Origin of the sequence: Mangrovibacillus sp. Mu-81 (genome assembly GCF_036867415.1) — a bacterium.
In the GTDB taxonomy this organism is placed as follows: Bacteria; Bacillota; Bacilli; order Bacillales; family Bacillaceae_B; genus Rossellomorea.
In genome coordinates this window covers 327,904-346,823 of record NZ_JBAJHU010000001.1, presented here as the reverse complement: position 1 = coordinate 346,823, position 18,920 = coordinate 327,904, and the positions used below count along the sequence as shown (strand labels likewise).

The 18,920-nt window shown below is 40.0% G+C and carries 18 protein-coding genes; 2 read left to right on the top strand and 16 right to left on the bottom strand.

All coding sequences use genetic code 11. From position 1 onward, the window contains the following. Positions 1-53: 53 nt before the first annotated feature. Positions 54-431 (bottom strand): hypothetical protein, encoded by a 378-nt coding sequence (locus V6B33_RS01680; RefSeq protein WP_334216002.1) that lies wholly within the window; start codon positions 429-431, stop codon positions 54-56. Next, complete coding sequence (locus tag V6B33_RS01675; protein ID WP_334216001.1) at positions 428-631, bottom strand: helix-turn-helix transcriptional regulator; 204 nt, start codon at positions 629-631, stop codon at positions 428-430. The genes V6B33_RS01680 and V6B33_RS01675 overlap by 4 nt, the downstream gene beginning before the upstream one ends. A gap of 548 nt (positions 632-1,179) precedes the next feature. On the opposite strand from V6B33_RS01675, the gene V6B33_RS01670 reads away from it, so the two are divergent. Together V6B33_RS01670 and V6B33_RS01665 are read left to right on the top strand one after the other, a co-directional pair. Then, a complete protein-coding gene (locus V6B33_RS01670) occupies positions 1,180-1,566 on the top strand; it encodes a hypothetical protein (RefSeq protein WP_334216000.1) in 387 nt (128 codons plus the stop codon). A 499-nt stretch (positions 1,567-2,065) separates the two neighbouring features. Continuing rightward, a complete protein-coding gene (locus V6B33_RS01665) occupies positions 2,066-2,599 on the top strand; it encodes a CBO0543 family protein (protein ID WP_334215999.1) in 534 nt (177 codons plus the stop codon). Positions 2,600-2,626: 27 nt separating this feature from the next. Here the strand turns inward: V6B33_RS01665 and V6B33_RS01660 are convergent, their stop codons facing one another. From V6B33_RS01660 to V6B33_RS01595, 14 genes are all read right to left on the bottom strand, one after another. Beyond that, positions 2,627-3,661 (bottom strand): serine hydrolase domain-containing protein, encoded by a 1,035-nt coding sequence (locus V6B33_RS01660; RefSeq protein ID WP_334216405.1) that lies wholly within the window; start codon positions 3,659-3,661, stop codon positions 2,627-2,629. Between the two features lie 777 nt (positions 3,662-4,438). After that, positions 4,439-4,705, bottom strand: coding sequence for a CD3324 family protein (locus V6B33_RS01655; protein WP_334215998.1), 267 nt, complete (start codon positions 4,703-4,705; stop codon positions 4,439-4,441). 246 nt (positions 4,706-4,951) lie between these two features. After that, complete coding sequence (locus tag V6B33_RS01650; protein ID WP_334215997.1) at positions 4,952-5,632, bottom strand: HAD family hydrolase; 681 nt, start codon at positions 5,630-5,632, stop codon at positions 4,952-4,954. An 18-nt stretch (positions 5,633-5,650) separates the two neighbouring features. After that, on the bottom strand, positions 5,651-6,391 hold the full coding sequence (locus V6B33_RS01645; protein WP_334215996.1) for a GntR family transcriptional regulator: 741 nt from the start codon (positions 6,389-6,391) through the stop codon (positions 5,651-5,653). Between the two features lie 65 nt (positions 6,392-6,456). Next, on the bottom strand, positions 6,457-7,272 hold the full coding sequence (locus tag V6B33_RS01640) for a PfkB family carbohydrate kinase (protein WP_334215995.1): 816 nt from the start codon (positions 7,270-7,272) through the stop codon (positions 6,457-6,459). Positions 7,273-7,278: 6 nt separating this feature from the next. Beyond that, positions 7,279-8,169: a carbohydrate ABC transporter permease gene (locus V6B33_RS01635; protein WP_334215994.1), complete on the bottom strand. Its 891-nt coding sequence runs from the start codon at positions 8,167-8,169 to the stop codon at positions 7,279-7,281. Beyond that, positions 8,169-9,053 (bottom strand): carbohydrate ABC transporter permease, encoded by an 885-nt coding sequence (locus V6B33_RS01630; RefSeq protein WP_334215993.1) that lies wholly within the window; start codon positions 9,051-9,053, stop codon positions 8,169-8,171. The genes V6B33_RS01635 and V6B33_RS01630 overlap by 1 nt, the downstream gene beginning before the upstream one ends. Positions 9,054-9,116: 63 nt before the next feature. Next, positions 9,117-10,394 (bottom strand): ABC transporter substrate-binding protein, encoded by a 1,278-nt coding sequence (locus V6B33_RS01625; protein ID WP_334215992.1) that lies wholly within the window; start codon positions 10,392-10,394, stop codon positions 9,117-9,119. A 60-nt stretch (positions 10,395-10,454) separates the two neighbouring features. After that, positions 10,455-11,429: an SIS domain-containing protein gene (locus V6B33_RS01620; protein ID WP_334215991.1), complete on the bottom strand. Its 975-nt coding sequence runs from the start codon at positions 11,427-11,429 to the stop codon at positions 10,455-10,457. Positions 11,430-12,104: 675 nt separating this feature from the next. Then, complete coding sequence (locus V6B33_RS01615) at positions 12,105-13,679, bottom strand: metal ABC transporter solute-binding protein, Zn/Mn family (protein ID WP_334215990.1); 1,575 nt, start codon at positions 13,677-13,679, stop codon at positions 12,105-12,107. A gap of 549 nt (positions 13,680-14,228) precedes the next feature. Then, positions 14,229-15,338 carry a flavin monoamine oxidase family protein gene (locus V6B33_RS01610; RefSeq protein WP_334215989.1) on the bottom strand — a complete coding sequence of 370 codons (1,110 nt, stop codon included), beginning with the start codon at positions 15,336-15,338 and terminating at the stop codon, positions 14,229-14,231. 60 nt (positions 15,339-15,398) lie between these two features. Next, positions 15,399-16,718, bottom strand: coding sequence for an MFS transporter (locus V6B33_RS01605; protein WP_334215988.1), 1,320 nt, complete (start codon positions 16,716-16,718; stop codon positions 15,399-15,401). A 109-nt stretch (positions 16,719-16,827) separates the two neighbouring features. Continuing rightward, a complete protein-coding gene (locus V6B33_RS01600) occupies positions 16,828-18,216 on the bottom strand; it encodes an aminotransferase-like domain-containing protein (RefSeq protein ID WP_334215987.1) in 1,389 nt (462 codons plus the stop codon). A 188-nt stretch (positions 18,217-18,404) separates the two neighbouring features. Next, a complete protein-coding gene (locus V6B33_RS01595; protein WP_334215986.1) occupies positions 18,405-18,638 on the bottom strand; it encodes a cyclase in 234 nt (77 codons plus the stop codon). Positions 18,639-18,920: the final 282 nt, after the last annotated feature.

The following is an 18,920-nucleotide window of genomic DNA, read 5'->3' as shown; positions in this document are numbered from 1 at the left end:
CCGGGGCTTTTTTTCTTGCAGTAGTGCAGCTGATGACAGCCACGCTGATTCATTCAATATTTCCTCGCATAATAAACCATATTTAAAAACACGACTGATATATACATAGAAGCAATCAGGAGTAATAAATGATAGGCAGAGAGATGCACCGGCCCTACATAGGGATTAACTAGAGCCATCAGGATTATGATGATGCCGAGCATCCAGAAGTAACTGACAAAAACTCCTCGTTCCCTGATTTTCTGCGCGCGTTCATCTTTTGCTGCAAAGTGATCTGTTAAATAGGCCATGCAAAAACTCATGATGGTAATAGATATGGTCATGAGACCTTCCGGAAACTTCCCGGCGGATAAGTAAGCCCAGTTGACCAAGAACGCATTTATCAGCATGATGACACCTAGAATCAAGAAGGCAGTTTTATTTTTCTTCATTCGTTATCCTCCTCATAAATAAAAATATCTTCAATGCTGCATTGAAAAACACGCGCAATCTTGAAGGCCAAATTGATGGATGGATTATACCGTTCTCTTTCCAACGAAATAATGGTTTGTCTCGAAACATCCAGTTGAGCCGCAAGCTGATCTTGTGTTAACCTTCTTTCGGCCCGCAGCTCTTTAATATTATTTTTCATCCATTCACCTGCTTTGTGTAAAGTCAACTTTACGTATAGTATACTTTACATTTATAGGCATGGTCAAGTAGACTTTACACTTTTATAAAAACTTAAATCTGACGATTATACCCACAGAGGATAAATGCTGGAATCAATAAAAAGAATCTCCGGGAAGAGAAATCCTTTTTATTCGATCTGTTCATATTCAATAGCTTATGGAACGCTAATTAGTAATCCTTCCCCTACCCCTGGCTATTCACCTTCTGGATCAGCTTACTGACCTCTTCATCATCACCCGGGTTAATGTAGATTTTTTCCGTATTTGAGATAATGTCCTCTGTGTAATCTTTCATGGATACTAAAGAGCTGTAAACAACCAGTTCACGGTCCAGTTAGCGTGGTATCATACAGTGGCTGTTAAGGGAGTTAAATGATTTCCCCAAGCCCCCCTCTTCTTCCTTCCCGAAATGAGACACCAAAACGGGACAACGTACCTGACCCCCTGTCCCATAAGGGTAGCTTGATCAATTCCCATGCTTTATAATGGTATGAAGGAGGTGAGGTAAATGGACAAGCAAATTATCGAAATATTGACCGGAATCCAAAGTGAAATGAAGGAGTTTCGAAGTGAGTTAACCGGAATCCAAGGTGAAATGAAGGGGTTTCGAAGTGAATTAACCGGAATCCAAGGTGAAATGAAGGGGTTTCGAAGTGAATTAACCGGAATCCAAGGTGAAATGAAGGGGTTTCGAAGTGAATTAAAAGAGACCCGTACTGATGTCAAAGACATTAAAGAAACGGTCAACAGAATCGAAGCATCACAAACAGAAGATGTGATTGCTTTATTAAAAGTGAGCAAACAAAACTCAGAAGAAGATTTTCACTACCTGAACACTAGAATAACAAATATCGATAAGCGGGTATTCAACCTTGAAAATCGAACTGAAGGTTAATCGTCATTTCAGGATTTAAAAGTGATGACGATTAACCTTACATCTGCACTTTCTCTCCTATCATCGTGATCCACACTGTTTTTTCTCCGATTTTCTTTCGTTTGTTAGACTTTTCCATTAAAAACTGAAGATCTTAAGTACGAAATCCTTCATTTGGCCGGGGGTCCGTCCTAATGAAGGATTTATGCTGACGTTTCAACCATTTATGCTGACTTATTTGGATTTATGCTGAAAAATATGGATTTATGCGGACTTTTCCGGATATATGCTGAATTAGTTCATTTTATGCTGACTTTAACAAAAATACCCAATTAAGCCGCATCCATTTACATATTTATCAACCAAAAGCCTACTCCCCAGTAACCTTCTCCTTCCTTCCCTAATTGGGACACCTAAATGGGACAACGTACCTGACCCCTTGTCCCACCAACCACAATTTTTTCATAAAAATTGATTTTTAGTAAAAGATATTTCTTATTACTATAATGAGGTGATTTTTATGAAACGAAAAAGAAAATTTGAACTATACCTGCTTCGCTCATTATTTGCTCTCGGTATCATATTGTTTTTCCCTTTGATAAGAAAAAAACCTGCGATACAAATGAACGAATGGATCATAATATTTTTTATTAAAAGTTACATTTCCTCATTACTAGATACAGTCGTTACTAAGAAGGGCTTTGTAACCTATCCAGTTAGACTTTTTAAGATCTTTAATATAAGTGTTTTGTTTAACTTCTTACTTTTCCCATTAAGTTGTGTTTACTACAATCAATTAACAAAAAACTCAAGCCTGCCGGGAATCCTGACCAAGTCATTATTTTTTAGTGTACCGATGGCATTTTTTGAAGATATCCTTGAAAAAAACACAAAACTGGTTAAATACAAAAAAGGGTGGAACTCCTTCATTAGTTTTTTCTCCATAACCATCACATTTTTATTTGTTAGAGGAATAATTAGTGTGATTCGATTTCTCAATAAAAATCCATCTTCATCTAATAGTAAAAATGATCAGCCAGATCGTTCTGGTTGACCATTCTTCCCCCGCTTCTTTTTGAATTCAATTTAAAAAATAATCCTCAATCGCTTTCGTTATATCAAATGGATCCGCTTCATTATTAGAAGGTATGGCCACTTTTAACTGAATATCAGGATAGACAGAGGCGCGGAAACTAACCCCCGGATCGAAACCCATGACATGATATTTATAGATATCATTATTTCTTTTATTCATCCAGATGCCATAACCGTAGTTAATTTCTCCCTTTACAAGGACATGAGGGGTCAACAATTTTCGTGTGGTGTCTTCATTTAATAGCGTAAAGGCAAATAATGATTCCCAAAGTTTTATCATATCAGGGGCCGTTGTAAATGCGCCGCCGTCAGATCCGCCTTTTGCCGGGATAGAGAATATGTTTGTTCTCCAAGTATCCTCTTCTTTATTGTGAATATACCCCATTGCCGTGTTACGGGGAAGTTGATCCATTGAAAAGTAACCTGAACTCTTCATATCCGCTTTCTGAAAAACTTCCGATCCAATGTAATCAGCAAAATCTTTACCTGTTTGTTGTTCAATGATCAATCCTAACAGGATATAACCGGCATTATTGTAGTGAAACCGTTCACCCGGTTCAAATTTCATCTTATTAGTCTGAAAAAGTGGTAAAAAGTCCTTTAGCGACCTCATCTGATAAACAGGTCTTTCTTTCCACAAATCTTCATAATCATTCATGACTTCCTCATCAAAGTAATCTGGTATTCCAGAAGTATGGGTTAATAGATGGTGTATAGTAACGGATTCACTGAAATAAGGAAAGTCAATATTTAAGCACTCCTTTAATGGAGTATCAAATGAAAGTACACCCCGATCAACTAATTGACAAATTCCGATCGCTGTAAACAACTTGCACCCCGAAGCGATCCCAAAGCGGGTATGTATCGTATTAGGGATTTCTTCCACTCTATTGGCATAGTCATATGCAATTTCTGATAAGACATCCTTACCCTGCTTTACGTATACTGCACCTGACAAACCAAGCTTCCGGCTGCTTTCATCTATTATTTTCTTTAGTTCTATCCCCTTGTTCATAGTAATTCCTCCCTAACGTTATTCAAGAGCCGTCTATCTATCCTAATAGTAAGTGAAGATCATACGGAATCCTATAGTAATCATTTTTATTAATAAAAGTCACCATAAAAAAACGAACCGCTTTTTAAGTAAGTGGTTCTGTTTTGAAGTACAAAATATGAATTAACATTGCTTTTCGTATAGTAATTCACACCAAAATCAAAAAGCAATTTGGCAAGAAAACCAACAAGAAAAATGCTTGGAGACATATGCTCCAAGCATTTTTTATCCCAAGATAAGCACTGGTTAGCGATTTCCAAATCTACAAGAATATCCAGAAAATAAGCTGCTAAAATAAGGGGAGAAACTCCTCTTATTTAGAATATAGCACGAAAAATAGAGAGAATAGAGGGAAAAATTCCATCTATTTACTCCAAAAGCATGAAAATTGATCTCTTTTACTTGCCTTAAAGGGAAAAACTCCCCTTATCCCCCCGATCCTAGCCCTATTCTGCAGGATAAAGGAAAAAACTCCCCTTATTTAAACATTCAGAGGTTACTCACAATGAAGGATGAAATCAACTAGCATGTGAATTTTCATGCTGACAAAAACTTATCACACCAATTAAAAGGGGTTCGAAATTCAGGGCAGATTTACCGTATATTTTTTAACCACTATATATATCAAAAAAAAGCAGCAGTCAAATTCAGTTGCGAATAGGACCGCTAATTGGTGTGCTAATTTATTTTTTGTATTCGAAAGCCGAACCCGTTACTTTTTAATGGAGCAGTCGTTTTTATTGATTATTTTCTGGAGTATACAATACTTTTTATGGTTTCTGTCGAAAGGAAAAAGTCAGCTGCCAACTCTGCAATGGTTGAGCCGGAATGAAATCTCTCTTTAATAAGCAGATTTCGTTGATCTATTCGTTTTCTCTCTCCAGAACTTGAACCCCATTCTTGATGATTACCCTTTTCTTTTGGAATATATATAGTCTTTCCTTGCACATACTTCTGTAACTCTCTTAATAGCTCTTCAGGTAAAATCGTATTGGCTTTGACATAGCTCATTTTTAACGGCCCCTTATTATTTTTTTTATAAATAAGGTGCAAAGCCTAATGCAGTGGAATGTATGTTACTTATTGCGATGTCATCTTATCCTCATACAAAGTATCGCATTCCATCAGGCTTTGCATGAGGTATGACCGATTTAGCAAATGTCATAACGTGCTTTCCCTCCCGTCACTTTTAAACTAAATATACCAAATACACTGACTATTTTCTATAAAACCAATAATCGCACAAAAGGAAAAGAATTAATTCTTTTCCTCCTTAACATGTGTATTCATTTCTTCGAGCAATTGGTTGAACGATACATCACTCATGGAGTTCAATCTTTGTTTCACAGTTGGAAATTCCAGATCCCGGGTCGTATGATTGGGGACAATGATACATGTCAGACCGGCCTCGACTGCAGCCAATGCGCCATTTGCAGAATCCTCAAACGCAAGGCATTCTGAAGGCGAAACACCCAAGTCTTCTACAGCCAGCTTATATAAAGCAGGATCCGGCTTGACGAATTCCACATCATCTGCCGTTCTGATGGTTTCAAAATAATCGATCAGATTAAGGTGCGTTAAATGTTCCGTGACCCACTTCTTGTTAGAGCTTGATGCCAGGCCAATCCTTAGTCCTTCGGCTTTCGCGGCATCCAGGTAGTCAAGAACACCCGGACGTGCTTCGAGAGCGCGAACCCGTTCTGAAAATTTTTGCTGATTTTGGGTTTTCAGCAGCTCGCGGTCTACTTTTACTGAGACAAGTTCCCTTTCCAATAAATCAAATATAGAAAATTTACTTTTCGTTCCGACATGATGAATCCATTCTCCAAATGGAAATTCAATATGATGGTCGTTAAACATTTCTTGAAATATTTCCACATGAAGGGTTTCCGTATCCAAGATCAGCCCATCAAAATCAAAAATAACAGCTTTATACATCCTTTACATCCTCTTTATTTAATTTTTGTTAATGATATGTTCCAGCCTTAATTTCACCCGGTCAGCAATTAAATAGTACTTTGAATAATGGACAGGTGCATCCTGTTCACCGTAAATCACTTTATCCACCAAAACGAGCATATTTAAGCTGTTTACCTTTAAGTGTCTCTGCAGTTCTTCATCCGGATGGATAAACTCCAGGTTTTTATTTACTTTTCTAAACTCTACTCCATACTCCTCATGAATAATGGCGAAGGTGGAACTTTCAGGAGTGATTTTCTCTTCGATGCCGGGATAAAGATCAGTCGGTAAATAGGCAAAGTCCAGGCTCAGCGCCTGATCATTGCGATAAACCTTTCTTACCAATTCAATATATTCATCGTATTGATTTTCAAAGACCCTGTCTAAATCCTTATTCCTTTTCACTGTCTGAATTGAAATGATATCTTTCGTGATCGTATCATTATTGGTTGTCAGTCCTTCTGTAAAACCCTGCAAATCCAATAAATGAATTTCTTTTCTTGCTGCGCTTACAAACGTTCCTTTACCCCTGACAATTTTCAGTGTACCTTCCTCCACCAGTTCCTTGATTGCACGTCTGATGGATATACGGCTGGCATTAAATAAATCTCCCAGCTCTTTTTCAGTAGGGATCCGATCTCCTTCTTTTAATCCATTGTTATCAATATATTGTTTAAGGCCGGTCATGATTTCTTCATATAAATAAAGCTGATCTCGATTTAGATTGTCTTTTTCCATTGTCAACGCCTCAATATCTCAATTTTACAATAATTATACATGAACCACGGGTGAAATAAAATGAATTACATCTTTGCAGGGTAGCCAAACCCTCCATATACTTGACATGTCTTTTCAGCTGAAATGGTCCCTTTTTCAATGGCCTTTTCGATATCATTGCTTTTCACATATTCGGTTAGGAAGCCGGCAATCAAACTGTCTCCTGCACCCATCGTATCGACCACTTCTATGTTTCGTAATGTTTGTTTGTAGATGTGTTGATTATGAACAAATACTGCAGGCTCCCCTCCCCGCGTTAAACCAACAATATCAAAATCAAACGGCGAAAGGCTTTCAACAAATTCATGAAGTTCTTCTTGGGTTAGTTCTGCAGCCGAGAAGAACGCATAAGTTATATGCGGGGCAATGGATGAGATATAGTCCAGATCTTTGCGATTTGAAAAGTCATACGAAACCTTAATCTCTTTCGCAATTTTACCGAGCTCACTTTCCATTGACGAATAGCAGCTCACATGACATAAATCGAATTGCTTGAGATAGTCTACTTCCTCCGGTATAAGCTGAATTTTAAACCGGTGTTGGACAGTGTCTTTCGGACCGCCGACGAACACCCTGTCGTTATCATCTGTAAGCGCCACTTTGGGCTGGCCGGTAATGCCGATTGCATCCCGGGAGAAATGAAAGTCGACTCCTTCTTGTTTCAGGGCCTCTTTTATATGTTCAGCAGGTCCATCCGTTGCAAATATACCGATATAGGAAACCTTGTCCGCACCATTGCGTTTAGCATTTACAGCGACATTCACACAATTACCGCCTGGAAAGTATTCGTTACGATCCAAATAGCAGTCTACAACATTGTCACCAATCGTAATTAATTTCATAGGTCACTATCCTTTCACCGAGCCTTCAGAGAGGCCGCGTACTAAATATTTTTGCAGAGCAATCAATAAAATGACCATCGGTATGGATGCAATAACCATTCCAGACAATAAGACACCCCAATCGGTTCTTAAAGCATCCCTGAAGACCATCAAGCCGGATGGAATCGTTTTCAATTCACTGGAATTGATAAATACCGTCGCAAACAGGAATTCATTCCATGCATAAAAGGCGTTAATGATGACTGAAGTAATGACGATCGGAATAGATAAAGGCAAATATATCCTCCAATAGATCCCAAACTCACTGCATCCATCAATTAAGGCAGACTCTGAAAGCTCTTTTGGTACAGTGATGAAAAAGGCGCGGATTAAGATAATGGTAAGAGGAAGACGATAAGCAACATACGTTAAAATTAATGCCCATCTTGTATCGATTAAGTTAAAGAATGTTAATATCTCAAACAAAGGAATGAGTGCAACCTCCGGATTCATCATCAAACCGCCAATGATAAATAGTAGAGCCGCATCAATCCAGCGATTCCGATAACGAGACAAGACAAAGGCAGCCATCGTACCCGACATCACCGTAAGGAGGATTGAAAATCCAGTAACATAAGCACTATTCAAAAAGTAGTTTTGAATCCCTTTTTCCCAGGCAAGTGCGTAATTTTCAAAGTGCCATTCACTTGGAAGTGCCCAAACGTTTGAATAAATTTCCTGATAACTTTTAAAAGAAGAGATAAACATCCAAAAAAGAGGGTATAGGATCATCAAGGCGAAAATCAATAAGCCAAGGAAAATGACATTTCGGGATATACGCGTTTTGAGCGGCATGTAATTTCTTTGAGCAGCCGGGAAAATTGATTTTTCAGTTGTCACATTTTCTATTTTCATCATCAATCTTCCTTTCCTGTTTTAGACACTTTGATTTGGACTAATGCAAAGATGGCTGACAATAAAAACATTAATGTGGCGATCGAAGAGGCATAGCCCATGTTGTCCTTAAAGAATCCATTTTGATACATATGGACGGCTAATGTCATCGAACTGTTACCAGGTCCTCCATTGGTTAAAATATATGGTTCATTAAAGACCAGGATGGAACCGGTGACTGTAATCAATAGATTTACAAACATGGTTTCCTTTACTTGAGGAAGAGTAATGTGAAAGAACTGACGGATCTTTCCTGCACCATCTATGTGGGAAGCTTCATACAATTCATTAGGGATTTTTTGAATAGCAACAATGAACAGCATCGTGATTAAGCCAATACTCTGCCATTGTGACATGGCAATGACACTGTAGATCGCAGTCTCCGAATTACCAAGCCACGGTTTGGCAAGATCACCGAGCCCGATTAACTCCATAAAGCTGTTTAACAAACCGATTTGCGGATTATACACAAAGCCGAACAAAAGAGCGATGACTGAAATGGAGATCATGACCGGTATAAAATAAATGACCCTCAGCGCTGGAGCGACTTTGCGAAACAACTTATCTTCCAGGATGCTTGCCAGTATAAGAGCGAAGAATATTTGAAAGATCACCGATATTACTGCATATTTCAGGTTGTTGAAGAATGCGATACCGATCACTTCATCCCGGAATAATTCTTTTATGTTGCTTAAACCCACAAACTCTTTTGAATCTGTAAATACATTGAAATCAAAGAAGCTGTTATAAAAGTTCTGAATGAGTGGTATGTAAATGAAAATACCTAAAAATAGGACGGTTGGCAGAAGGAATAAAATTGGCGTTAAAGACATTTTTTTTAAATTCATACGTGTCACCCTCTTTCATGATAATCAGAAGGCCCCGACACCCGAATGTCAGGGCCCTCTCTATTACTCACTCATTTTCGCTGCTTCTGTTTGAACCTCTTTCATAATATCCTCTGGTGTTTTCTGTTCCGTAGCCAGTTCCTGACCACCGCGCATGAAGATATCAGCAATCGTAATATCGACCGCATTATCGAACCATGGTGCTGTATTGGATGCATCTAATACAATTTGATACGCTTCATAGCTGGTAGGACTGGTATTCTCTTCTGTGACCCCATTCTTCACCGCATTTAATTGGCCGTCTGCTTTCGTAAATTCCTGAGCTGTTTCCTCAGAAGTCAAGAATTTCAGGAATTCAACCGCTTCTTCAGGAGCATCCTTGCTAAGCATCCAGCCCTCAGGAGCACCTGTCAGAGAATCAGCCCGCCCTTCTCCATCCGTTACTTCAGGGAAGTTGAAGAAACCGATTTCCACATCTCCAATGTCTTGAACCAAACCTACTTCAGCAAATTGCATATAGAGGACCGGCACTTCTCCAGCGGCAAACATATTTCGTGCTGCTTCGTGATCAATGGCGGTAGAGACTTCTCCCATATAAGCAGTAAGCTCTTGGAACATCTCTAATCCTTGGATATATCCTTTATCTGTATAGGGTGAAGCACTTTCCAGTTTATAATCTGCCTCGCGAACTTCAGGATCCACGACACGATCAAAGATCGTACCCATATAGTGAGAAATTGCCCATGCATTCGTTAATCCTTCGACTAGAGGCGTTTCATAACCAGCCGATTTTAATTGATCCAATGCATCAAGCATCTCATCGTATGTCTTGGGAACCTCAATATTATTTTCTTCAAAGATTTGTTTGTTATAAAAGAAGGCTTTTCCGTCTACTGTGAAAGGAATACCATATGTTTTATCATCAAATGTAAACCCTTGATACTGGGATTCAAGAATGTTCCCACTCCATTCCTGATCTTCACTAATGATGTCATTCAGTTCTTTTATCCGGCCGGAGCTGACCAGATTTTCAGCGAAAGAGTCTGACCATGAAGAGAAAATATCAGGGAGGCCATCATTTGATACCAAAACCCTTACCTTTTCTTTATAAGAGTCATTTAATACAGAATCAACATTGATGGTGACACCGGGATGAGATTCTTCAAATTCTTTGATTTTCTCATCATAGAATGATTTTCTCGGCTCATTTGGCCAACGGTGAAAGAAATCAATAACGACCTCACCTTCTTTAGATGCGGAACTTGTGTCAGATGAGTTACACCCTGCCAGTATACCAGCAGCGGTTAAGCCTACCAGAAGAAAGCTGAACATTTTTTTCATATTATCGCCTCATCCATACCGTTATTTTTAATAATAGATTTTACACCATGTCAATGACAATTAATACTCCATTTTCCACATGTATCTTCTAACAGACAGCGGGTGACCCGTGTGCTCTGCTAATCCATCTGCATATAGCCGCATGACGGGACCTGTTAAGGCTGGACCAAAATATTCTTTCAAATCATCGTCCACACCGCTGTAATCGAATTTGCTGACGTCTACTACTTCTACTTTCTCACTGTATTTCGTTACGAAATCCAGCGCACGCTGATCTAAAGGCTTACTTGGACCTTCACCGACAATCAGCAGGAAAGGCACATCATAATCCGTGATTTCAAACGGACCGTGGAAGTATTCCCCTGAATGAATAGCATTTGAATGGATCCATAGCATTTCCATCAGCAGGCAGCTGGTGAATGAGTATGCATGGTGGATATAAGCGCCGCTTGCCATCGTATAAATCGTTTTCTCTCTCTTATTCTTCTTGCCGAATTCGAAAGCAGCTTCTTTATGTTTCTCCTGATTCGCTTCGATTAATTCTCCAAGATTGCTCAATTGTTCAATTCCTCTATCATACTTTTCGTCACCTGTAAGGGTTTTCAGCAGTTTGAAAATGAATGAGTAATAAATACCGATTTCACCATCGATGGCATCTGATCCATCTTTGTAATTATAGTGAAGGACATATTCTGCTTCTTTGCACAGTGGAGATTCCACATCCATAGAGATGGCGACAGTGACAGCACCTACACTCCGGGCATATGTAGCTGCTTTTACTGTTTCCGGTGTTGTGCCAGAGTGAGAACGCAGGATTACTAAACTGTTTTCATTTAACGCTTTAGGTTCGGAATGGACAAATTCGTTGGAAGTATACACAAAGCTGGGTTTTCCAGTGTCTTTCGTGATGAAATAGTCACCAAAAGACAAGGATGCCATTGATCCGCCGCAAGCTACGAAAAATACATTTTGGACATTTTTCTTCTCAATTGCGTGAATGGCGTTTTGAATTTGATTAACATGTTCTTGTTTCATGGCAGCCGCCTCCTTTCCTTTGTTTTTGATTAGTGATTGAGATAATGAATGTGTCATAAAAGCACCTCCGAGATTTTATGATGTCTCATAACATCATATTGTAAATTATAATACGTCATATGACGTTATATGTAAACAGTTTATTTAAAATTTTCTTACTATTTTAAATAAACAAATTACGACAGATTTTTTAGTTGTCTCTAAAAGGAGCACATCGTATATAGAAAAGAGGTTTGGACAAATCTAAAAACCACTGCCTAAAGACGAACATTTTTAGTGCTGACTCTAAATACCGCTAATGATTTCCGTGCAAGACTTCGCTTTCCGCGGGTAGCCCGTGAGCCTCCTCGTCGCGTTCGCTCCTGCGGGGTCTCACATAAGCTACTTTTCCCGCAGGAGTCTGCGTCTTGCACTCCAATCAACCGCTGGAATAAGCTAAATCAACTAACATGCTTTAACAAAGCCAAATAAAAAAATCCGAACTAATTCGAATTCTATTTAAAGAATTTGAATTTTCGTTCGGATTTTCATTTAACTAATACACATATATTTCACAGTATCATCTCTTTGCCTTTACTCTGTCTGATTTATTATTCTATATAGATTTAGAGTTTGTTAGGATACGTTCTAAATCTACGCATTCATAACCCGTTTATAAAGAAATTCATATTCAAATCAATGAGCCATCATCTCATCTGCAATGTCTTCTCCTGTCATTTCTGATGGATAATAGGTTGGCCAGTTAGTGACTTCATTTAATAAAGCTTCACGGTCGTCACCCCAATATAGATGGTAGTGAGCAGCTTTTGTCGGATAGATGCTATGGTCACTGAATTGGATATACTGAGGAAGTTCTCCGGATTCTCCTTCTAGTTTAAATATAAATCTTACTCCCCTGTTACCGGCATCGTAGGTCAGGATTTCATATCCGTCATAATTGTATTCACCAGAATTTTCTTTCCCGTTTTCATAGAACGTTACGGTGTTTCCTTCAATCAAGACCCTATCGACATCGGTTTGGTACCCTTCCTCATAGTATTCTTTATATTCGTCCGCTGTTTTATCTCCTTCATGATCTGCTTTATGGGCAAATACTTCATCAAGGGTCCCATCTTTAAGGTATGGATAAACAGACTGCCAGTCACCTTCCCAATCAGAAAGGGAACGGTCCTTTACTTGACTGTCTTCAAAGTATCCTTCATAGATTTTCTCTGATTCTTCGTCATGAGCATGATTATGGTCGTGGTCGTGTTCACTGTCTGATGATTCTTCTAAAGCTTTTGAAGGCTCAGCTAAGGCTTTTGATAATACTTCTAAATTTTGATGCATGAGTGTAAAGTAATCCTCGTTATTATCCACATCTTCTTCTGTCAAAACAGATAAGTTGTGGATACGCAATGCTTCTGCCCCGATTTCCTTTCTAACGACTTCCGCCACTTTAGGTGTTATATTCTGTTCGAAAAGCACGTATTTCATGCCGATCTTTTCTGCCGTTTCAATAAGGTTTTGCAGCTCTTTTTGGGAAGGTTCATTACTGGGACTTAATCCGGAAACCGCAATTTGCTCGATGCCGTAGGCTTGCTCCCAGTATCCGTATGCAGCATGCGAGACAATGATTCTATTCCCTGGAAGACTCTCAATGGTTGAATGGAACTCATCTTCCAGGTCTTCAAGAGTCCCTTTTAGCTCATTGAAGTTTTTATTAAACTCTTCCTTTTTTTCCGGTTTAAGTTCCACCAGTGTATCCTTAATGTTTTCGGCCAGCTGGATGGACAGCATTGGATTCAGCCATACGTGGGGATCTTTGTCCCCATGATCATGTGCTTCTTCATGACCGCCTTCTTCCCCTTCATGTTCATGGCCGTGATCCAGCAGATCTGCCCCTTTAGATGCTTCCACTATTTTCACGTCTTCAGATTGAATAGAATCCGAGATTTGCTCTGCATAAGATTCCAGACCTGCTCCGTTAAAGATGAACGCATCGGACTCAGCGATTTTCACCATCTCTTTCGTCGTTGGTTCATAATGATGAGGATCGGAACCCGGAGGCAAGATTGACTCCACCACTGCTTCATCCCCGGCAATCTGCTCAGCAAAATAGTGCAGGGGATAAACAGTAGTAAAAACCTTCAACTTTTCATTCTTTGGATCTTTGCCTTCTTTACTGCTATTTGTCTCTACATTCCCGCAAGCAGCCATCCCAAAAATAAGGGCGAATAAACTTATAAAACCTGCCATCTTCTTTACCATTTCTTCTCCTCCAATTAATTGATTCTTTATTCGTAATGATTACGATTTAAAAAGTAAAAAAATTTTAGTTTACTTCTCTTTTTATGTAGAGACGATCTCCAGTTTCTTTACCCTGGAACAATCCAATGTTATTGACTTGAATCTATTTCGTCTACAAAAAACTTTAGCCGTTACTGCGTATTATGTCATTTCATTGAATAAATCGTAATCATTACGATTTGAATTGTAATATATGAATCAATTAAAATCAAGTTTTATATTCATTAATGCTTGAACAAATCAAGAGAACCTTAGCTCCTGCTTATAAGGAAAGACCCGTCCCAATATACATGATTGCGCTAATGCATGCCGGGACGGGTCTTTGAAATAAAAAAGGAGTGACATCAAGATTCCCGAAATCGATCCTCATACTGATTTTCCAATATATCTATACTATTCAAATTGATTATAAAATCTTGTTCTTCCTCAATCCCCCATGTTCATCTGTAATGATTCATATTTAAGATAGTCATTAGCGAAGTAAGTGGCCGTTCGCTTACTGGCGTCTTGTCATAAGGGTTTGTTTTTCAAATTAACAATTTCATAAACTGCCTGCTCAGCTGATTGAAGTGCACCTTCAAGATGTCCACCATACTGTGAATTTGTTTCTGTACCAGCAAAATGGATTTTCTCTTCCCATACCCCTGCTTTTGGTGGTTGACCATAGCTTGGGAAATTTCGAAGTGGGGCCAAATCTTCCTCGACAGCTGTTTCAGAATCAGTGGACCAATCCTTGTACAGGATAGCCCTGACGTTTTGGGCTGGGGTTCCAAATAGCCGAACCAATTGATCAATGACCAATTTCAGAACGTGATCCTCCCCCAGTTCACGGCGCGTTTTCGCTGGCATTCCGAAGAAACCAAATAATGCACCAGATCCTGTTTCAGGAGAAGCATCGTGGATTTCTTGTAAGGGTCCGACCCAACTCGTTGCGAACCCGGAGAGTCCTGATTCCCTCCAAAAAGGACGATCATAGATTGCAATTGCCTTGGCCTGTCCCGCCATCCACGTGGGTTTGCTTACAAGGTCAGTCATAATCGTTGGAAGAAGAGTGGGGGAGAATTCGATATGATGCGCCAATATCCGAGGCGGCAGTGCGAGGATAACAGCACTTGCCGTAACGTTTTTTCTCGTTCCATCAGCAAGGTGTGCCTCAACCGTGGCAGCACCGGCATCATCCAGTCGAATTGCTGTAACACGCGTTTCAAGCTCGATTACCTCCGAGGGGATAGTATCTGCTACAGCATCAATAAGAGTCTGCACACCTCCTTTGAAGCGAATCGACCTTTCTCCCGAATTTTCCGGCAGTACAAAACGCTCAGGCGGCTCGTTTTGAATTCGTTCTGAAAGCATCGCCCCTTTTGTGTACTGAACGAACGTATCTATATTCAGTTCTTTAACAAGGCTGTCCATCATGTTCTCATACTGCGGCCAGAACCATGTCGGCCCGAGGTCAAATGTGCCCAGGGCGGGTCTGTTGGGATCCGAAGTGCTCAAGACCCTGCCGCCGATCCTGTCTCTAGCCTCAAAAACCTTACACTTGATGCCCTGGGCAGTAAGCAGGGACGCAGCCCGCAGGCCACTTAAACCAGCACCAACAATGACAACAGGATTGTTCACATTTTTTCCTCCTTTCAAATGTGTGTATGTTTTACATTTGCAGCTTTTCCCTATCCGTATTTAAACATTCCGTTTATTAACCTTACTCTGATTATTACCCGCCAAAATAATGATTGGGATAATCATTAATGAAAGCACAGCACCAGCCATTGAAAGTGCTGCATAACTGGAATATGCCACAACCATTCCCGATAAGCCTCCTCCTAATGCCCCTGACAAAGCAATCAAAACATCTACTGAACCCTGCGTCTTAGCCCGGGTAGTGGGTGGAGTTGCATCTACAAGGATGGCTGTGCCGCTGATTAAACCGAAATTCCAGCCAAGGCCGAGTAAAGCCAGTGCTGTAATGAGTACTGCCATCGAATCAGCAGGTCCCATAGCAGCCAGTACGCCGGACGCAAGCAGCATAATGGCAGAAGCAATAGCCATAGCAGGACGGCCGATTTTATCAACAAGATAACCCGTTACTAATGAAGGCAGGAACATCGCACCTATGTGAAATCCAATTACAAGCCCTACATCTTTCAAACCATGTCCGTGGTGTCCCATATGTATGGGTGTCATCGTCATGATGGCAACCATCACAAATTGAGTCAGAACCATTACGGAGGCTCCTGCAAAAATGTCCCGCCTGTTTACTGATAACAACTCAGAATGTCCATCTGAAAGTGAACGGCCGGTTGTTCGTTGAGCATCTGATATTGCCTTTGCAACCATAAAGGGATCGGGACGAAGTAAAATGAACAGGACTAAACCAGCAAGTAAATAAGCTGCAGCAGCTAATATAAATGGACCGGCTAAAGCAGGAATTCCTATTGATATCGCAAACCCGCCCATGACATCCACTAAGTTTGGACCTGCAACCGCACCAAATGTAGTGGCGACCATAGCAACACTAATAGACTTTGCTCTTTGTGTTGAGTTTGCCAAGTCAGTTCCTGCATAGCGTGCTTGCAGGTTTGTAGCCGTGCCGGCTCCGTAGATAAGCAGTGAAATAAATAAAAGCAGAATGCTATTTGTTAATGCTGCCATGACTACACCGATGGCACCGATGCCTCCAGCCAAAAATCCTGCTGCAAGTCCGGAACGGCGTCCATACGCTTGAGAAAGCCGCCCCACAAGCAGTGCTGCCCCTGCTGATCCTAATGTAAATAACGCAGTTGGAATACCCGTAACACTATCTGTCCCTAAGATGTCTTGTGCTAGAAGGGCCCCCACTGTCACTCCTGCAGCAAGTCCGGCTCCTCCAAAAATTTGGGATAAGACCACAACGATTAATGTCCTTTTATATAATTGTTGTTGTTTTTCTGGAGAAAGAACATAGCTCTGTAACAACGCTGATTGAGGGTTTAATGTTTTTCCGCTCTCTTTGGGTATCATAATCCAACCTCCCTTTCTTTTATTCTATTTCTTATACTCCAACTTGATTTGAATTATCGTACCACGCACAAAAAAACCATACAATATAATAATTGTATGGCAGACAATATTAGATAAGATCGTTTAGTAAGCGTTCAAGGATCATCAATCCCTGGTCAAGTTCTTCGAGCGACCCCGGGGCACAGACTGCAATCCTTACAGCCCTCTCAGGACAACTGTTTCCAACTACAAAACGTTCAGCCGCATAGACTTGTACCCCCTGCCGTGCAGCTAAACTCTCAAATTCAGCACCTGTAATGGTACCTGGTAATAAGAGCCAGCGAAAGATGCCTGTTTCAACACCTAAACACCTATAGTCTCCCAAATATCGATTGACCAGTTGGTTTCTGCGAATGGTTTCTTCACGATGACCCTGAATCAAGAGTTCAAATTGATTCGATACAATCGTGCGTGCCGCCAGTTCTGCTAATAATGGGGAAACGGAAATAGTCAAATTATAAAGTGCCTTCGAAATCCGCTCCTTAAATTGACCCGGCACTGCTGCATAGGCAAGCCGCAATCCCGGTGCTAATGATTTAGACAAACTGGCAATGTAGATAACCTGTTCCGGTGCAAAAGATGCGACTGCTGGAAGTGGTTTTTCATTGAGGAGATGATACGACGCATCTTCAATGATGAACTGATTATACTTTTTGGCAATTGCCGCAATCACTTTTCGATTCTCGACAGACATAAAGGAAGCAGTCGGATTATGATAATCCGGGATCAAGTAAATCCCTTTAATATTGTCATTTTTACACGCATATTCAAAGGCAGTTGGACTCATTTCATCGTGCTCTGATTTTATCGGCACGATCTGCACACTGAGCATCGCTGCAACGGTTTTCAAGCCTGGGTACGTATGATCATCAACACCGATGCGATCTCCAGGCTGACATAAGCTCGCAAGTGTGGCAGCGATCGCATTTTGCGCTCCATTTGCAAATAATATATGATCAACTGTCGTTTCAAACCCGCCTCTTTGGATTAGCTTTACAGCCGCATCCTTTTGCCATAATGTTTCGCCTGCCCGCCCATAACCAAACCATTTCTCATAACCCGGCTCTTGCAGCATACTGTTCAGTTGGAGCAGCAGCGGCCCGTAAGAAGCATTATCCGGCAGAGTCGCTCCCATTTCAATTAAAGACGTCGGCTTTGTATCTTCAAGTAAATACGCATTCGACAACGCATCATACGATACAAATGTGCCGCTTCCAACCGTTGCACTTAACAATCCCTTTAACTCGCACACTTTAAACGCTTTTGAAATGGTACTCACATTCATATCTAAATAATCGGCCAGCTCCCGCTGTGGAGGAAGTTTTGTTCCAGGTATGAGTACCCCGCTTAAAATATCCTGTTCCAATTTTCCTGCGAGTGCCTGATATATGGGCCTTTCCTTTTTATCAATGGATGGCTTCCAACTCATCGGATAGTTTTCAAAAGAATTAATCGGCATGATATGCATCCTTTTTTGTACAATTTTTTATTTTATATAACCCTTGGACTCTTCAATTCATTATACTACCCCGCTAGCATAAGGGTATTTTTTCGTAAATTCAAGATGAACAGCACTCTCGAATATTGATCAGAAGTATGATTCGTTTTTTGTGGAACGAAGGAATAACTGAAATAAATTCTCAAAGATTACTGTTCGGTTTTCTTTTCAGCAGATTTTCGTTTATGCTTTTCATTAATGATTTTTTTGTTAAGTATTCTCACTTCGCCTACCATCAGCAACCTCATGTCCTCTACAATATAATCAGCCAGCTCTTGATCAGTGATGTCATCTCCATCGATATCAAGCCTGAATTCCTGCCCTTGTATTCCTCCACCATTTGTAAAATCTATTTCAAAATCAAACTGAACTCTTTTATCCATTTGAATCCTCCTTACATTTGGTTAATACCTGAATTTATTAATTCAACAGAAAGAGAGTAAAACCTTTTTCGATAATAGCACCGGTTGCGGGAATTGTCCTACCGGGGAATTCAGAAAAAAATATGATAATCACCTTTTCTTGTTTGCATTGAATCTCCAAGATGAAAAATCAATAATATTTATTTTAAATTAATTATTTTAACTTTATGATTAAATATATTAATTTTTATTATTCACATTTTTAATTATTTGATTTATAATCAAAACAAATAAAAGAAAGGA

Coding starts and splice junctions, on each gene's coding strand:
- V6B33_RS01635 (WP_334215994.1), bottom strand. CDS start 8,169: ATGATGAAAATAGAAAATGTGACAACTGAAAAATCAATTTTCCCGGCT.
- V6B33_RS01615 (WP_334215990.1), bottom strand. CDS start 13,679: ATGGTAAAGAAGATGGCAGGTTTTATAAGTTTATTCGCCCTTATTTTT.
- V6B33_RS01665 (WP_334215999.1), top strand. CDS start 2,066: ATGAAACGAAAAAGAAAATTTGAACTATACCTGCTTCGCTCATTATTT.
- V6B33_RS01670 (WP_334216000.1), top strand. CDS start 1,180: ATGGACAAGCAAATTATCGAAATATTGACCGGAATCCAAAGTGAAATG.
- V6B33_RS01605 (WP_334215988.1), bottom strand. CDS start 16,718: ATGATACCCAAAGAGAGCGGAAAAACATTAAACCCTCAATCAGCGTTG.
- V6B33_RS01650 (WP_334215997.1), bottom strand. CDS start 5,632: ATGTATAAAGCTGTTATTTTTGATTTTGATGGGCTGATCTTGGATACG.
- V6B33_RS01680 (WP_334216002.1), bottom strand. CDS start 431: ATGAAGAAAAATAAAACTGCCTTCTTGATTCTAGGTGTCATCATGCTG.
- V6B33_RS01645 (WP_334215996.1), bottom strand. CDS start 6,391: ATGGAAAAAGACAATCTAAATCGAGATCAGCTTTATTTATATGAAGAA.
- V6B33_RS01675 (WP_334216001.1), bottom strand. CDS start 631: ATGAAAAATAATATTAAAGAGCTGCGGGCCGAAAGAAGGTTAACACAA.
- V6B33_RS01625 (WP_334215992.1), bottom strand. CDS start 10,394: ATGAAAAAAATGTTCAGCTTTCTTCTGGTAGGCTTAACCGCTGCTGGT.
- V6B33_RS01640 (WP_334215995.1), bottom strand. CDS start 7,272: ATGAAATTAATTACGATTGGTGACAATGTTGTAGACTGCTATTTGGAT.
- V6B33_RS01630 (WP_334215993.1), bottom strand. CDS start 9,053: ATGAATTTAAAAAAAATGTCTTTAACGCCAATTTTATTCCTTCTGCCA.
- V6B33_RS01595 (WP_334215986.1), bottom strand. CDS start 18,638: ATGGATAAAAGAGTTCAGTTTGATTTTGAAATAGATTTTACAAATGGT.
- V6B33_RS01600 (WP_334215987.1), bottom strand. CDS start 18,216: ATGCCGATTAATTCTTTTGAAAACTATCCGATGAGTTGGAAGCCATCC.
- V6B33_RS01655 (WP_334215998.1), bottom strand. CDS start 4,705: ATGAGCTATGTCAAAGCCAATACGATTTTACCTGAAGAGCTATTAAGA.
- V6B33_RS01620 (WP_334215991.1), bottom strand. CDS start 11,429: ATGAAACAAGAACATGTTAATCAAATTCAAAACGCCATTCACGCAATT.